Consider the following 15403-nt stretch of genomic DNA (forward strand, 5'->3'; position numbering starts at 1 on the left):
GTATAAACTCCGCAAACGAGGCAGAGAGTTGGCGCGCGGCCATTGCCCCTCAGCCCCCCTCTGGCCCCAGAATGCGACAGCGCCGTCCGCACCTGCCCCTGTTCCACCGGTCTCCCAAGTGAGAGGCGACCCACCATGCCGCTGCACGTCCCTCCGGCTCCCGCGCCCGCCCTGCGCAGCGTCCTCGCGGCACTCGGTTCCCCCGCCGCCGTCCACGAGGCGCACACTCCGGCCCTGCGCACCCTCCAGGGGCCGATGACCGCCGAACTGCCCCTGCCGCTCCACGTCCTGGACCGGCTGAACACGTCCACCCTGGCAGTCGGCGGCAGGCCGCCCCGAACGCGGCTCACCGGCTGGCGGTTCCTGATCCGCAGCGGCGACCGCTACGTCGCCGCGGCCGACACCCGCCTGACCGCGGACGGCTGGGCCTTCTCCCACTTCTTCGAGGGCCCGTACGTGGCCGCCACCGAACGCGCCCTGCGCCAGGCGGAGTCGCTCGGCAACGCCTACCAGCCGCGGCTGCTGTCCGTACCGGAGCTGTACATGCTGACCCTGTGGCTGCACGGCGCGGTGGGAGCCGACGCCTCCGCGGGCCTGCCGGCCGGTGAGGACCTGCTCGTACCGCTGGCCCCGGCCCCGCCCGGCATCGCCGCCTTCCGCCCGCATCCGGTGTCCGAACTGCTGCCCGTACTCACCCGACGGCTGACCCCGGCGACCCCGCCGGGCCCTCCCTCACTGGCCGCCCCCGCCGCCTGACCCGAGTGGCCCATTCGGCCTAGCCCACTCGGGCCACTTCCGAACCACCCGAAAAGACAGGGGAGTTGAGCTGAACCGCCCGCACGGGTGATGCGTCATCACTCTATGAGGACAGCTGCTGGGAAATACCTGCGAAGCGGCTGTCGTGGGGGAAGACTGATGACACGCTCCCCGCGGGTGCGGGGATGACCCAGGGGGACGGCCATGAACCACGCATCGAGCCGTAGCACACAGACCACACCGCAGCGAAAGAACGCATCCATGTGCCAGCACCAGCCAGCCTGCCCGTCAGCCGACTCCGCCGACCGGGAGGCCGCGCACCCCGTGGCCAACCACCCGGAACAGGGCTGGAGCCTGCTGTGCAACGGCGTCCTGCTCTTCGAGGACACCGGTGAGCTGCTGCCGGACGGCCAGATCATCGCACCGCACCGCCCGCTCGCGGCGGCCCATGTCGTACGGGCCGCCTGAGCGACGACGGCAACGACGAAGGGGCCGGCCCGGGAGGATCTCCCGGGCCGGCCCCTTCCCTGACTCAGTTGTCGTACTCGTCCAGCGGCGGGCAGGAGCAGACCAGGTTCCGGTCGCCGAACGCGCCGTCGATGCGGCGCACCGGCGGCCAGTACTTCTCCGCGGCCGTGACCCCGGCCGGGAAGACGGCCTCGTCACGGCTGTACGGGTGGTTCCACTCGCCGCCCAGGGCCGCCGCGGTGTGCGGGGCGTTGGCCAGCGGGTTGTCCTCCAGCGGCCACTCGCCGCCGGCGACCCGCTCGATCTCGCCGCGGATGGCGATCATCGCGTCGCAGAAGCGGTCGATCTCGGCGAGGTCCTCGGACTCCGTCGGCTCGATCATCAGCGTGCCGGCGACCGGGAAGGACATGGTCGGCGCGTGGAAGCCGTAGTCGATCAGGCGCTTGGCGATGTCGTCCACGCTCACGCCGGTGGCCTTCGTCAGCGGACGCAGGTCGATGATGCACTCGTGCGCGACCAGGTTGCCCGGGCCGGTGTACAGCACCGGGTAGTGCGGCTCCAGGCGCTTCGCGATGTAGTTGGCACCGAGCACCGCCACCTGGGTGGCGCGCTTGAGGCCCTCGCCTCCCATCAGGCGCACGTACGACCAGGAGATGGGCAGGATGCCGGCCGAGCCCCACGGCGCCGCCGAGATCGGGCCCACACCCGTCTCCGGGCCGGCGGTCGGCTGGAGCGGGTGGTTGGGCAGGTAGGGCGCCAGGTGCGCCCGGACCCCGACCGGGCCGACGCCCGGGCCGCCGCCGCCGTGCGGGATGCAGAAGGTCTTGTGCAGGTTGAGGTGGGAGACGTCGCCGCCGAAGTGGCCCGGCTTCGCCAGGCCGACCAGGGCGTTGAGGTTGGCGCCGTCCACGTAGACCTGGCCGCCGGCCTCGTGCACCTGGGCGCAGATGTCGGCGACGTGCTCCTCGAACACACCGTGCGTGGAGGGGTACGTGATCATCAGGACGGCGAGCTCGTCGCGGTACTGCTCGATCTTGGCGCGCAGGTCGGCCGCGTCCACCTCGCCGTCGTCGGCGGTCTTGACGACGACGACCTTCATGCCGGCCATCACGGCGCTGGCGGCGTTGGTGCCGTGCGCCGAGGACGGGATGAGGCAGACCGTGCGCTGCGCGTCGCCGTTGGCCCGGTGGTAGGCGCGCACGGCCAGCAGGCCGGCCAGCTCGCCCTGGGAGCCGGCGTTGGGCTGGATGGAGACCTTGTCGTAGCCGGTGACCTCGCAGAGGCGTTCCTCCAGCTCGGTGATGAGCGTGAGGTACCCCTCGGCCTGCTCGACCGGGGCGAAGGGGTGCAGCTGGCCGAATTCGGGCCAGGTCACCGGCTCCATCTCGGTCGTCGCGTTGAGCTTCATGGTGCAGGAGCCCAGCGGGATCATGCCGCGGTCCAGCGCGTAGTCCTTGTCCGAGAGCTTGCGCAGGTAGCGCAGCATCGCGGTCTCGGAGCGGTGCTGGTGGAAGACCGGGTGCGTGAGGACCTCGTCCGAGCGCAGGAGCGCCTCGGGCAGGGCGTCGGCCGTGGTCGCGTCCAGCGCCTCGATGTCGCCACTGACGCCGAAGGCGGCCCAGACGGCCTCGACGTCGGCGCGCAGGGTGGTCTCGTCACAGGAGAGGGAGACGAGGTCGGCGTCGACCTGGTGGAGGTTGACCCCGCCCTCACGGGCGGCGGCGACGACCTCGGCGGCCCTGCCGGGAACCCGGGCGGTGAGGGTGTCGAAGTAGGAGCCGTGCACCAGCTCGACCCCGCCGGCGCGCAGACCGGCGGCGAGCAGGGCGGCGTAGCGGTGGGTCCGGCGGGCGATCGTCCGCAGGCCGTCGGGGCCGTGGTAGACGGCGTACATCGCGGCCATCACGGCGAGCAGCACCTGCGCGGTACAGATGTTGCTGGTGGCCTTCTCGCGGCGGATGTGCTGCTCGCGGGTCTGGAGGGCCAGGCGGTAGGCCTTGTTGCCGTCCGCGTCCACGGAGACGCCGACGAGGCGGCCGGGCAGTGAGCGAGCGTGCTTGCCCTGGACGGCCATGTAGCCGGCGTGCGGTCCGCCGAAGCCCATCGGGACGCCGAAGCGCTGGGTGGTGCCGACCGCGATGTCCGCGCCCAGCTCGCCCGGGGAGGTGAGCAGCGTCAGGGCGAGCAGGTCCGCCGAGACGGTGACGACGGCGCCGAGGCCGTGCGCCTGGTCGATGAGCGGCTTGATGTCCCGCACGGCGCCGGACGCGCCCGGGTACTGGAGCAGCACGCCGAAGACGCCGCGCTCGGCGATCTCGGCCGGGATGCCGTCGGAGAGGTCGGCGACGACGACCTCCACGCCCGCGGGCTCGGCGCGGGTCTCGATCACCGCGATCGTCTGCGGCAGCGCGTCGGCGTCGATGAGGAAGACGCCGTTCTTGACCTTGCCCACACGGCGGGACAGGGACATCGCCTCCGCGGCCGCGGTGCCCTCGTCGAGGAGCGAGGCCCCCGAGGTCGGCAGGCCGGTGAGGTCGGCGACGACGGTCTGGAAGTTCAGCAGCGCCTCGAGGCGGCCCTGCGAGATCTCCGGCTGGTAGGGCGTGTACGCCGTGTACCAGGCCGGGTTCTCCATGACGTTGCGCAGGATCACCGGCGGGGTGAAGGTCCCGTAGTAGCCGAGGCCGATCATGGAGGTGAGGACCTGGTTGCGGTCGGCGAGCGAGCGGAGCTCGGCCAGCACCTCGGCCTCGGTGAGCGCCTCGGGCAGGTTCAGCGCCTCGGCGGTCTTGATCACATCCGGTACCGCGGCGGCGGTCAGTTCGTCCAGGGAGCCGTAGCCCACCTGGGCGAGCATCTTCGCCTGCGCCTCGACATCAGGGCCGATGTGGCGCTGTTCGAAGGGGATGCCTCGCTCCAGCTGGGAGAGCGGAATGCGGTTGGCGGTCATGTACGGAGGCCTCCTGGTCGTACGACCTGCGAGGGGCACCACGGCGCGGGCACCCGGACGGCCTCCCCCTCTGTCATCTCAACCTGAGAGTTTCACCGGGCCTCGCGGGGGTCTCCCTCGAGATCCGGCTTTCACCGTCGGTGAGGAGGGGAACCGGCACTGCGCGCCCGGTACCCGCTCCTGCTTTCCAGAGTGGCCTCGTCCGTGCGGTACGTATGCCTGAGAGATTCCGGGGAGGATTTGCTCCTTCGGCGCCTCCGCACTCACTCGTTCGGAGGACTCTCCCGCACAGGGTCGACAGCCACCACCCAGCCTACCAGCGCGGTTGCGGCCGCTTCCCGAGTGGCCTGCGATCCGGATATGCACTTCTGTAGTCATTACGGAGGAGTTGCGACCAGATGGAGGGACCGTGCAGAGCGACATCGATCCGCGCAGCCTGATCGGCCGCAAGGCGCTCGACCGCAACGGTGCCAAGATCGGCACCGTTGACGAGGTCTACCTCGACGATGCCACGGGCGTCCCGGAATGGGCCGCCGTCCGGACGGGGCTGTTCAGCCGGGACGCCTTCGTCCCGCTGGAGCCCAGCGAGCTGGTGGGCGACACCCTGCGGGTGCCCTTCGACCGCTCCCTCATCAGGGACGCCCCCGATTTCGGCGTCGGCCGGCACCTCTCGCCCGAACAGGAGCTGCAGCTCTACCACCACTACGGGCTGGACGTGACCCTCCCGTCCGAGTTCCACCAGCCGCCGCCCGCCTCCGACCAGCCCCGCGACTTCGGCCGACTGGCCGGAGACGAGGGCTGACCCGCCGGAGACGAGGGCTGCCCTCCCTTCGCCGCCGTACGCCCCTCCGCCGGCCGGGCAGGTGCCTCAGGGCCCGCCCGGCCCCTCCTCCCCCACCAGCGGCAGCGGATCGGCCGCCTCCAGCTCGGGGTCGTCCACCAGGAAGGTGCGCACCCGGCCGGGCGGAGACCCGGGCTGCTCGAACCGCACGGTCACCCGCCCGACCCCGCTGCCCTGCACCCACCCCGGCCCGTACACGGCGTGCCGTACGTCGTTGCCCGCTGCCCAGCGCCGCTCCGGTACGGCGCCCGCGCCGGCGCCGGGGTCCTCGGGCCCGCCGGGGGCCGAATCCCCGGGGGCCGAATCCCCGGGAGCCACCGCCGCGCCCGCACGGTCGGCGCCGCCGACACCCCCGCCGGTCGCGGGGCCGCCCTCCGGCCCTTCGGTCCCGCCCTCCCCACCGGCCGCCGGCGCGGGCTCCCCGGCGCCGTCCCCGGTCTCGGCGACGGCGCCCGGCGCCCCGGCCGCGAGCGTCGCGGCGGCCTGGGCGAAGAGGTCCTCCTGCGTGTAGTCCGCCAGCCCGGTCACCCCGACGCCCAGCAGCCGCACGCCGCCCGTGGTGTCGACCCCCTCCAGCAGCCGCGCGGCGGCCTCCCGCACCACCCCCGGGTCGTCGGTGGGGCCGCGCAGTGTCTCCGAGCGCGTCAGCGTCGAGAAGTCGAACCGCCGGACCTTCAGCACGATGGTGCGCCCCGAGTGCCCCGAGCTCCGCAGCCGCCGCACACAGCGGTCCGCGAGCCGCTGCACCTCGGTGCGGATGCGCACCCGGTCGTGCAGGTCCACGTCGAAGGTGTCCTCGACCGACACCGACTTCGCGTCCCGCTCCGCCACGACCGGCCGGTCGTCCAGCCCCAGGGCCATCCGGTACAGGCCGACGCCGTGCGCGCGCCCGACCATCCGGACCAGCTCGTCCTCCCCGGCCTCCGCCAGCTCCCCCACGGTGGTGATCCCGGCCCGGCGCAGGTGCTCCCCGGTAGCCGGCCCCACCCCGGGCAGGGTCCGGACGGACATCGGCGCGAGGAGCTCGCGCTCGGTACCCGGCTCGATCAGCAGCAGCCCGGCCGGCTTGGCCTCCTCGGACGCCACCTTGGCCAGCATCTTCGACCCGGCGAGCCCGACCGACCCGCTGAGGCCGGTGGCGGCCCGGATGTCCGCCCGCAGCCGCTCGCCCGTCGCTCTGGCGCCCTGCGCGTCGAAGGCGACGCCGCCCGCCTCCAGGTCCACGAAGGCCTCGTCCAGGCTGAGCGGCTCCACCAGGGGCGACAGCTCCCGCAGCAGGGCCATCACCACGTCGCTGACCGCGCGGTAGAGGGTGAAGCGGGGCACCAGGCAGGCGCCGTTCGGGCAGAGCCGCCGGGCCTGCGCCATCGGCATCGCGGAGTGCACGCCGAAGCGCCTGGCCTCGTACGAGGCGGTGGCGACGACCCCGCGCGGCCCGAGCCCGCCGACGATGACGGGCTTGCCGCGCAGGCTCGGCTTCGACGCCTGCTCCACCGAGGCGTAGAAGGCGTCCATGTCCAGGTGCAGGATGGTCGGCGCGGCTCTCACACCACGACTCTGCCCCAGGCCTCTGACAAACCGGTGCGCGAGGTCAGACGGCCCGGTTGCGGCGCGCCGCAAGCTCGTCCGCCGGGTTGTGGCCGACGAGGGTCTCGCCGGTGTCCACCCGCTCCCCGTGCAGCTGTGAGAGCGCGTTCTCCACGTCCCGCCACACCACGCCCACGGCGATGCCGAAGATGCCCTGCCCGCCCTGGAGCAGGCTCACGACCTGGTCGGGCGAGGTGCACTCGTAGACCGTCGCGCCGTCGCTCATCAGCGTGACCCGTTCCAGGTCCGAGAACCCCGGGTCCCGCAGGTGCTGCACGGCCGCGCGGATGTTCTGGAGCGCCACGCCGGTGTCCAGGAAACGCTTGACGATCTTGAGGACCACCACGTCCCGGAAGCTGTACAGCCGCTGCGTGCCCGAACCCCCGGCCGCGCGCACGCTGGGCTCCACCAGCCCGGTCCGCGCCCAGTAGTCGAGCTGCCGATAGGTGATGCCGGCCGCGGCGCAGGCCGTCGGCCCGCGGTAGCCGATCTGCTCGGGCGCCGGCTCCCCGCTCACCGCTTCGGCCGGCGTCGACTCCGGCTGACGGCGCGCGGAGCCCATCGTGCTGCCGTACAGCGGGTACGGTCCACCGTCACTCCGTACGGGGGTGCCCCCGGTCGTACCGTCGCCCGTGATCCTCACGCCGACCCTCCGTCCTTGACCTGCCACCTTGAAGGTAGGCAGTCACCAGGGGTGCGTCAACGATCGCCACACTCGGCACGCCGAGTGATAATCACCCTGAGAGTGGTTTCCCGTATCCGTTTGCGGGGAAAGGCTACTCGAATGGGCTGGCCTTGCCGCGTGGACGACGCGGCCGACGCCTACTGCGGGCCGGTCTCGAAGTCCTCGGGCGAGATCTGGTCGAGGAACTCGCGGAACTTCTCCACTTCGTCCTCCTGCTCGTCGGGAATGGCGATTCCGGCGTCGTCGAGCACACCGTCACTGCCGTAGATCGGCGTCCCCGTCCGCAGGGCCAGCGCTATGGCGTCGGACGGCCTCGCGCTCACCTCGACCCCGCTGGCGAAGACGAGCTCCGCGTAGAAGACGCCCTCCCGCAGATCCGTGATCCGGACCTCGGTGAGCTCCTCGCCGACCGCTTCCAGCACGTCCTTGAACAGGTCGTGCGTCAGCGGTCGGGCAGGGGCCATGCCCTGCTGCGCGAAGGCGATGGCGGTAGCCTCCCCTGGACCGATCCAGATGGGGAGGTACCGATCGCCTCCCACTTCACGCAGGAGCACGATCGGTTGGTTGGAGGGCATTTCCACCCGGACACCCACAACGTCGAGCTCGTTCACACAGTAACCCTAGGACCTGCCCAGCCGGTTTGGGTAGTCGGGCCCCCTCAGGTCGCTACAGCCGGACCCCGAGAGCGGTCTGCACGAGTGCCTCGTGGAGCCGTACGGAGAGTCCCGCGAGCTCCCTCATGGTCGCCTCCGCGTGGGCCCGCGTCTGGGGGTTGCGGTGGCGTCTCAGCGGCGCGACGACCTGTTCCACGAGCCCCGCCTCGCGGTCCGCCGCCGCTTTCATCGCGCGCAGGTGGCGCGGTTCCAGCCCGAACCGGCCCAGGTCGGCCACCAGACGGGCCACCGTGACGGCCTCGGCGTCGAATCCGCCATCCGGGGACTCGGCCAGCAGGCCGTAGGACTCCCACTCGACGAGCTGTACCTCGTCCACGTCGGCGGCCGCGATGAGCTCCGCCCGGCCCACCCGGGCCACGGTGGTGCGCTCGCGCCCGACCTCGCCGTACAGGGCCGCGGGACTGCCGGGATCGACCGTGCCGGCGGGGTCCTGGTGGGCGGTCGGCCCCGGGATGCGGATCTGCTCCCCGCGTGCGAGCGCGTCGAGCTGCTCGCGGATGACCCTCAGTGGCAGGTAGTGGTCGCGCTGCAGCCGCAGGATGCGGGCGATCCGCTCCACGTCCGCGGTGCTGAACTTGCGGTACCCGGACGGCGTGCGCTCGGGCTCGACGAGCCCCTCCGCCTCCAGGAAGCGAATCTTCGAGATCGTGACTTCGGGGAACTCGTCACGCAGCGTGGTGAGCACCGTGCCGATGCTCACCCGCCGCCCGGCCGAGCCGGCGGTGCCGTTCACGGCACCGCCCGTCGGAGTGCGCAGCATGGGACCTTCCCTCTGGGGGTCCCCCGGACGGGTCCGGGGGACGGGTCAGATGCCCCGCAGGCTCGCGTAGAAGACCACCCGGTACTTGCCGATCTGCACTTCGTCGCCGTTGTTCAGGGCGACGGAGTCGATCGGCTCCCGGTTCACGTACGTGCCGTTGAGGCTGCCGACGTCGGAGACGGTGAAACCGCCGTCCTGGCTCCTGCGGAACTCGACATGGCGCCGGGAGACGGTGACGTCGTCCAGGAAGATGTCGCTCTGCGGGTGCCGGCCCGCCGTGGTCAGCTCACCGTCCAGCAGGAAGCGGCTGCCGGAGTTGGGACCGCGCCGCACGATGAGCAGGGCGGAACCGGGGGGCAGTGCCTCCACCGCGGCCTGGGCCTCGGGGGACAGCGAGGGCGACGCGTGCTGCTGCCCCGACACCTCGGCCTCGTAGGCCTCCAGACCCGAGATCGAGATGGTGGACGTGGTCTCCGAGGCACGCTCCGGCGTCAGGCCCGGCCGCAGCGGCGCCCCGCAGTTGGAGCAGAACCGGCTGGCCGCATCGCTGCGGTGTCCGCACCTGCTGCAAACCTGCTCGGCCGACATGGAGGGCTCCTCGCGCCGCGGGTGTCCCGCGGAGGCATTGGTGGCATACGGGTCGGAGGCAAACCCTCCACCCGCACTTGAGGTTGACGGTTCACCGAAACCTATGCCGGTACCGGCGGGGTCGACAGCCGACGCGCCGTACGCGCCCGAACTGCCTCCCGCGCCGGAGACCTCGTCTCGGAAGAGCGGCCGGTCGCCCTGCCCTTCCACGTCACCGTGCCCGGCACGGTGACGTGCCGCGCCGCCTTCCTCGCGGTTCTTCTTGCCGAACAACTTCTCAAACAACTTCACGGGCGATTCCCCTTGACCGAAATAGACCCGCCCGTGGGGCAGGACGAACTCCGAATGCACATCCCTGCCGACCCGGACATTCTCACAACGTCCGTGACCACCAGACAGTTTCCACCACGCACCACGACTTCGGTGCGCCGACCCCCCGCAGGCATCCGCCCACGTGAGCCGGTCCACCGCTCACTCCGCTTCACGGTGATGACGACCGAGCGTAGTCAGGCTGCTCCGCTGCCCGCAAGGCGTCCACAGTGATCTTCGCCGACCGTACGACGGCGACGTCGGCCTGCTCCTTCTCCAGCGTCTGGACGACACCGCCGGGGATGTTGAGCGCGGGCTCCAGATCCTGGGGCTTGCCGATGACCTTGAATTCATAGGGTTGTGTGATCTTCTTGCCGTCGATCCCGACCCCGCCGTCCTCATCCGAGAAGTACGAGCCCGCCACGATGCGCACCCCGTTGACCTGAATGGCCTCGGCCCCGGCCGCCCGCAGTTCCTGGAGGGTGTCCAGCAGCTGGTCGGACTGCACCTGACCCGTGGGATCGCTGATCCTCAATGTGATCCCCGGCCCCTGGGCAGCCACCGTACCGGCCAGGATGCCGAGTTGGCGCTCCTTCTCCACGGTCTGCTTGCGTGCCTCCTCGGCCTGGTTGGAGCTGCTCTCCAGCTCCCTGCGCTGGTCCTCCAGGCGCTGCTTCTCGTCCTCCAGGCGCTTGGTCCGCCCGTCGAGCTCGTCGAGGATGCGTACGAGGTCCTCCTGGCGGGCCCCGCGCAGCGCACTGGAGTCGCTGTTGGAGCGCACCTGGATGGCCAGGCCGAGACCCAGGACGAAGAGCAGCAGGGCGACGATCAGTTGGGCCCGGCTCACCCGCGGCGGCCACAGCCCGGCCGCGAGCCGCTGCCGCCCCGTCTCCTCGGGAGCCGCGGGAGCCGCAGGTGGCACGGAAGCGGCGGGAGGCGCGGGGGGCACGGAAGCGGCGGGAGGCGCGGGGGGCACCGGGGGTACCGGACCACCGCCGGGCGTCCCGGAGCCTTCCGGACGCTCGGGAGGGGTGTCGTTCGTACTCATCGGCCTCACGCCCGGAACACGTGGCGGCGGATGGCCGCGGCATTGGAGAAGATGCGGATGCCGAGGACCACGACCACACCCGTGGAGAGCTGCGAACCGACGCCCAGCTTGTCGCCGAGGAAGACGATCAGCGCGGCCACGACCACGTTGGACAGGAAGGACACCACGAAGACCTTGTCCACGAAGATCCCGTCCAGCATCGCGCGCAGACCGCCGAAGACCGCGTCCAGCGCCGCCACCACGGCGATCGGCAGATAAGGCTCCACCACGGCCGGCACCTCGGGCCGGACCAGAAGTCCGACCACCACTCCGGCCACGAGGCCCAGTACCGCGATCACGATGCACCCTTCTGCTGCTCTGCTGGTGTGGCTGTGCGCACGGTCAGGCTCGAAGCGGCGGGCAGCCGCACCTCGTTCTGGGCGGACAGCGCGGAGCGGATTCCGTAGCTCTCCTGCAGCACCTGCAGGTACTGGCCGTCCGGCGACTCCTGGAAGGCCGTGCCGAGCCTCTTCTTGTCGCCCACCGCCAGCACTTCGTACGGCGGCACGAGCGGCCTGTTGTCGACCAGTATCGCGTCACCGGCCGCTCTGATCGCCGACAGCGACGTGAGCCGCTGTCCGTTGATCGAGACCGCTTCGGCCCCGGACTGCCACAGACCGTTGACGATCTTCTGCATGTCCCGGTCGCGCAGCCGTCCCGTGTCGGAGAAGCCGGCGCTCTCGCGCGGACCGCCCCCGTCGCCCGGCGACGCGCCCTTGGCGTCGTCCACGACCAGTTTGATCCCGGGCCCGCGCGCCTCGGTGGCTCCGGACAGCAGCGCCACCAGTTCGCCCTGCCCGCCGCGGGGCTGCTTCCACGCGGCGCGCTGCCGGTCGACGACGTCGGTCCGCAGGCGCTCGATGTCCCGCTCCAGGCCGTTCGCACGCTCGTCGGCGCGCTCCACCCGGTCGATCAGCTCGTGGCGCTCCTTGGCGAGCACCGGAGCCGCCAGCTGCGCCTCGGCGGCGCCGAGCGTGACGACCATGGCCGCCAGTACGAGCCCGGCGGCCAGCCCCAGCTTCGCCTTGAGGGTCCGCGGCAGTCCCGCCGTGCCGTCGGCCTCGCGCCGGGCGGAGGCCTCCGCGTACCCCTCGTCCAGGCTGTGGTCCATCACGTGGGTCAGCAGCGACATGGAGGCGTCCGGGCGCGGTGGCGGGGACGCCGAACTCCTGTTGCTGGGCGGCTGCGACATGCCGCACATCGTCGCATGTCGGCGCCGTACACACCGAATGCGGTCGTCCGGCGGACCGGGCCGGGGTGATCCCCGCACGCGGTCCGCCGGACGTCGTCCGTACGCCTGTCAGCGCCCGGCCGTCAGCTCCCCTCGCCGTCCACCACGGCCGCCCACTCGTCGAGCAGGGCCTGCGCCGAGGCGTCGTCGGGGCCCTCGGCCCACAGGTGGGTGACGGCTTCCGCCGGGTCCGGCAGGACCAGCGCCCAGCGCCCGTCCGCCTCGACGACGCGCACCCCGTCGGTGGTGTCGACCTGCCGGTCGCCGGCCGCCTCCACGACCCGCCGCATGACGAGCCCCTTGACCGCCCACGGGGTCGGCACGTCCCGCTTGAGCACGTGGGCCCGCGGGATGCGGGCGTCGATCTGGCTCAGCGTGAGCTGCGTCCGGGCCACGAGTCCGAGCAGCTGCACGAAGGCCGCCGACCCGTCGAAGACGCTGCTGAACTCGGGGACGATGAACCCGCCCCGGCCGTCACCGCCGAAGATGGTGTTCTCCGCCCGGCCGACCCGTGTCAGGTCGTCCGGGGAGGTCGTCGTCCACTCCACCTGCGTGCCGTGGTAGGCCGCCACCTGCTCGGCGACCCGCGTCGTGGTCACCGGCAGCGCCACCTTGCCGCTGCGCTTCTCCGCGGCCACCAGGTCCAGCATGACGAGCAGGGCACGGTCGTCCTCGATGATCCGACCGCGCTCGTCGACCAGCGAGATCCGCTCGCCCACCGGGTCGAAGCGGACACCGAAGGCGGCCCGCGCCGAGGCGACGATCTCCCCGAGCCGCACCAGTCCGGCGCGCCGGGACTCCGAGGTCTCGGTCGGCCGGGTCTCGTCGAGACCCGGGTTGATCGTCAGGGCGTCCACGCCGAGCCGGCCCAGGAGGCTGGGCAGCACGAGCCCGGCGCTGCCGTTGGAGGCGTCCACGACCACCTTGAGCCCGGCGTCGGCGATCCCGGTGGTGTCCACCCCGCGCAGCAGCGAGCCGGTGTACCCGTCGAAGACGCTGCCCGGGAACTGCAGGTCGCCGATCTCCCCGGGGAAGGCACGCCGGTACTCCTGGCGCGCGTAGACCCGGTCGAGCTTGCGCTGCTGCTGGAGCGAGAGGTCGGCTCCCCGCTCGTCCAGGAACATGATGTCCACGGAGTCGGGCACGCCCGGCGAGGTCCGCAGGACGATGCCGCCGGCGCTGCCGCGCGCGGTCTGCTGCCGCGCCACGGGCAGCGGTACGTTCTCCAGGTCGCGGACGTTGATCGCGCTGGCCTGGAGCGCCGAGATCACGGCCCGCTTGAGCGCTCGCGCGCCTCGGGAGTGGTCACGGGCGACGGTGACGATCGCGCCCTTCTTCAGCGTCGTCGCATAGGCGCCGGCGAGCCGCACGACCAGCTCGGGGGTGATCTCCACGTTCAGGATGCCGGAGACGCCCCGTGCACCGAACAGGTGGGCCTGCCCGCGGGACTCCCAGATGACCGAGGTGTTGACGAAGGCACCGGCCTCGATCGTCTTGAAGGGGTAGACGCGTACGTTCCCCTGGACGATCGACTCCTCGCCGACGAGGCACTCGTCGCCGATGACGGCGCCGTCCTCGATCCGCGCGGCTCGCATGATGTCGGTGTTCTTGCCGATCACGCAGCCGCGGAGGTTGCTGTGGGGTCCGATGTAGACGTTGTCGTGGACGACCGCCTTGTGGAGGAAGGCGCCGCTCTTGACGACGACGTTCGAGCCCACGACGGTGTGCTCGCGGATCTCCACCCCGGCCTCGACCTTGGCGTAGTCCCCGATGTACAGCGGGCCGCGGAGCACCGCGTCGGGGCTCACCTCGGCTCCTTCGGCGATCCACACGCCGGGCGAGATCTCGAAGCCGTCCATGTCGACCTGGACCTTGCCCTCGAGCACGTCGGCCTGGGCCTTGACGTAGCTCTCGTGGGTACCGACGTCCTCCCAGTAGCCCTCGGCGACGTAGCCGTAGATCGGCCGGCCTTCCTTCATGAGCTGCGGGAAGACGTCGCCGGACCAGTCCACGGAGACGTCCGGGTCCACGTAGTCGAAGATCTCCGGCTCCATCACGTAGATGCCGGTGTTGATGGTGTCCGAGAACACCTGGCCCCAGGTCGGCTTCTCGAGGAAGCGCTCGACCTTGCCCTCCTCGTCCACGATGGTGATGCCGAATTCCAGCGGGTTGGGGACCCGGGTCAGGCAGACCGTGACCAGTCCGCCCTTCTCCTTGTGGAAGCGGATGAGGTCGGTGAGGTCGAAGTCGGTGAGCGCATCGCCGGAGATCACGAGGAACGTGTCGTCCTTCAAGGCCTCCTCGGCGTTCTTCACGCTGCCGGCGGTCCCGAGTGGCTTCTCCTCGTTGGCATAGGTGAGCTCCATTCCGAGCTCTTCGCCGTCACCGAAGTAGTTCTTGACGAGCGACGCCAGGAACTGCACGGTGACCACGGTCTCGCTGAGCCCATGCCGCTTGAGCAGCCTGAGCACATGCTCCATGATCGGCCGGTTGGCCACCGGCAGGAGCGGCTTGGGCATGCTCGAGGTCATTGGGCGAAGGCGGGTGCCTTCGCCTCCGGCCATCACGACGGCCTTCATGTCGGAAGAGTCCTCCTTGGGAGACGACGATCTCGCCGACCTCGCCCGTCCCGGACGGTGACTCCGCACTGCTCCGCGTCATCAGGCGCTGAGCGAGCTCAATCGGCTGTGGCATCCGCCTTGACGAGACGGCGGACCTGCACCACGTACAGCACTCCTGCCCACCAATAGAGGGTTGTACCCCATCCGGCGAACGCCCATCCCAAAACTGACCCCGTCCAGGCCAACCAGCCCGTGCCGTCACTGAGCAGCAGCAACGGGAAGGCGTACATCAGGTTGAAGGTCGCGGCCTTGCCGAGGAAGTTGACCTGCGGCGGCGGATAGCCGTGCCGGCGCAGGATCCACACCATGACCAGCAGCATCAGCTCACGGGCGAGCAGCGCCCCGGTGAGCCACAGGGGCAGGATCTCCCGGTAGGTCAGGCCGAAGAGCGTGGAGAGGATGTACAGCCGGTCCGCGGCGGGGTCCAGCAACCGACCGAGGCGACTGATCTGGTTCCAGCGGCGTGCGAGCTTCCCGTCCAGGTAGTCACTGATCCCGCTGAGCATGAGGACCGCCAGGGCCCACCCGTCGTGCTCGGCGAGGATCAGCCACAGGAACAGCGGCACGCCGGCCAACCGAGCCATGCTCAGGATGTTCGGAATGGTGAAAATTCGGTCGGTCTGGACCCGAGTCTCCTGGACCTCCACCCGGGGGCCTCCACTGTGACGGTAGAAATGTCGAACGAACGATGCACCCTGACCCTACAGGAGTGCACACACGGGTCCGGAACGCAGAAAAGCCCCGCACCATGAGGTGCGGGGCTCTCCCACAATAATTGTTCGGCGGCGTCCTACTCTCCCACAGGGTCCCCCCTGCAGTACCATCGGCGCTGAAAGGCTTAGCTTC

General features: G+C 71.1%; 14 protein-coding genes and 1 riboswitch. Of the genes, 3 read left to right on the top strand and 11 right to left on the bottom strand.

Features of this window, described 5'->3' with window-relative positions; translation table 11 throughout:
* The first annotated feature begins 135 nt into the window (after positions 1 to 135).
* On the top strand, positions 136 to 756 hold the full coding sequence (locus ACFWU6_RS29490; RefSeq protein ID WP_383984002.1) for a hypothetical protein: 621 nt from the start codon (positions 136 to 138) through the stop codon (positions 754 to 756).
* A 261-nt stretch (positions 757 to 1017) separates the two neighbouring features.
* Complete coding sequence (locus tag ACFWU6_RS29495; protein WP_383811132.1) at positions 1018 to 1224, top strand: DUF5999 family protein; 207 nt, start codon at positions 1018 to 1020, stop codon at positions 1222 to 1224.
* A 64-nt stretch (positions 1225 to 1288) separates the two neighbouring features.
* Here ACFWU6_RS29495 and gcvP read toward each other — a convergent pair whose 3' ends face one another.
* A complete protein-coding gene (gene gcvP / locus ACFWU6_RS29500; protein WP_383984005.1) occupies positions 1289 to 4174 on the bottom strand; it encodes an aminomethyl-transferring glycine dehydrogenase in 2886 nt (961 codons plus the stop codon).
* A gap of 197 nt (positions 4175 to 4371) precedes the next feature.
* Positions 4372 to 4471: riboswitch (glycine riboswitch) on the bottom strand.
* Positions 4472 to 4583: 112 nt separating this feature from the next.
* Here gcvP and ACFWU6_RS29505 point away from each other — a divergent pair.
* Positions 4584 to 4976 (top strand): PRC-barrel domain-containing protein, encoded by a 393-nt coding sequence (locus tag ACFWU6_RS29505; protein ID WP_383812202.1) that lies wholly within the window; start codon positions 4584 to 4586, stop codon positions 4974 to 4976.
* 66 nt (positions 4977 to 5042) lie between these two features.
* Here the strand turns inward: ACFWU6_RS29505 and ACFWU6_RS29510 are convergent, their stop codons facing one another.
* The 10 genes from ACFWU6_RS29510 to ACFWU6_RS29555 form a co-directional block, all read right to left on the bottom strand.
* Positions 5043 to 6563 (bottom strand): DNA polymerase IV, encoded by a 1521-nt coding sequence (locus ACFWU6_RS29510; RefSeq protein WP_383984008.1) that lies wholly within the window; start codon positions 6561 to 6563, stop codon positions 5043 to 5045.
* 43 nt (positions 6564 to 6606) lie between these two features.
* A complete protein-coding gene (locus ACFWU6_RS29515; protein WP_383812206.1) occupies positions 6607 to 7245 on the bottom strand; it encodes a MerR family transcriptional regulator in 639 nt (212 codons plus the stop codon).
* Between the two features lie 179 nt (positions 7246 to 7424).
* Positions 7425 to 7898, bottom strand: a complete 474-nt coding sequence (locus ACFWU6_RS29520) for a bifunctional nuclease family protein (protein WP_383812208.1) — start codon at positions 7896 to 7898, stop codon at positions 7425 to 7427.
* Positions 7899 to 7953: 55 nt separating this feature from the next.
* A complete protein-coding gene (locus ACFWU6_RS29525) occupies positions 7954 to 8721 on the bottom strand; it encodes a MerR family transcriptional regulator (RefSeq protein WP_383812210.1) in 768 nt (255 codons plus the stop codon).
* Between the two features lie 45 nt (positions 8722 to 8766).
* Positions 8767 to 9708: an FHA domain-containing protein gene (locus tag ACFWU6_RS29530; RefSeq protein ID WP_383812219.1), complete on the bottom strand. Its 942-nt coding sequence runs from the start codon at positions 9706 to 9708 to the stop codon at positions 8767 to 8769.
* Positions 9709 to 9790: 82 nt separating this feature from the next.
* Complete coding sequence (locus ACFWU6_RS29535) at positions 9791 to 10666, bottom strand: DUF881 domain-containing protein (RefSeq protein WP_383984011.1); 876 nt, start codon at positions 10664 to 10666, stop codon at positions 9791 to 9793.
* A 5-nt stretch (positions 10667 to 10671) separates the two neighbouring features.
* Positions 10672 to 11004 carry a small basic family protein gene (locus ACFWU6_RS29540; protein WP_030158423.1) on the bottom strand — a complete coding sequence of 111 codons (333 nt, stop codon included), beginning with the start codon at positions 11002 to 11004 and terminating at the stop codon, positions 10672 to 10674.
* Complete coding sequence (locus tag ACFWU6_RS29545; RefSeq protein ID WP_383812213.1) at positions 11001 to 11906, bottom strand: DUF881 domain-containing protein; 906 nt, start codon at positions 11904 to 11906, stop codon at positions 11001 to 11003. Before ACFWU6_RS29545 ends, ACFWU6_RS29540 begins: the two co-directional genes overlap by 4 nt.
* A gap of 113 nt (positions 11907 to 12019) precedes the next feature.
* A complete protein-coding gene (locus ACFWU6_RS29550; RefSeq protein WP_383812215.1) occupies positions 12020 to 14515 on the bottom strand; it encodes a sugar phosphate nucleotidyltransferase in 2496 nt (831 codons plus the stop codon).
* 98 nt (positions 14516 to 14613) lie between these two features.
* Positions 14614 to 15204, bottom strand: coding sequence for a CDP-alcohol phosphatidyltransferase family protein (locus tag ACFWU6_RS29555; protein ID WP_383812217.1), 591 nt, complete (start codon positions 15202 to 15204; stop codon positions 14614 to 14616).
* Positions 15205 to 15403 lie beyond the last annotated feature (199 nt).

It is taken from the genome of Streptomyces sp. NPDC058674 (assembly GCF_042716505.1).
Taxonomy (GTDB): domain Bacteria; phylum Actinomycetota; class Actinomycetes; order Streptomycetales; family Streptomycetaceae; genus Streptomyces.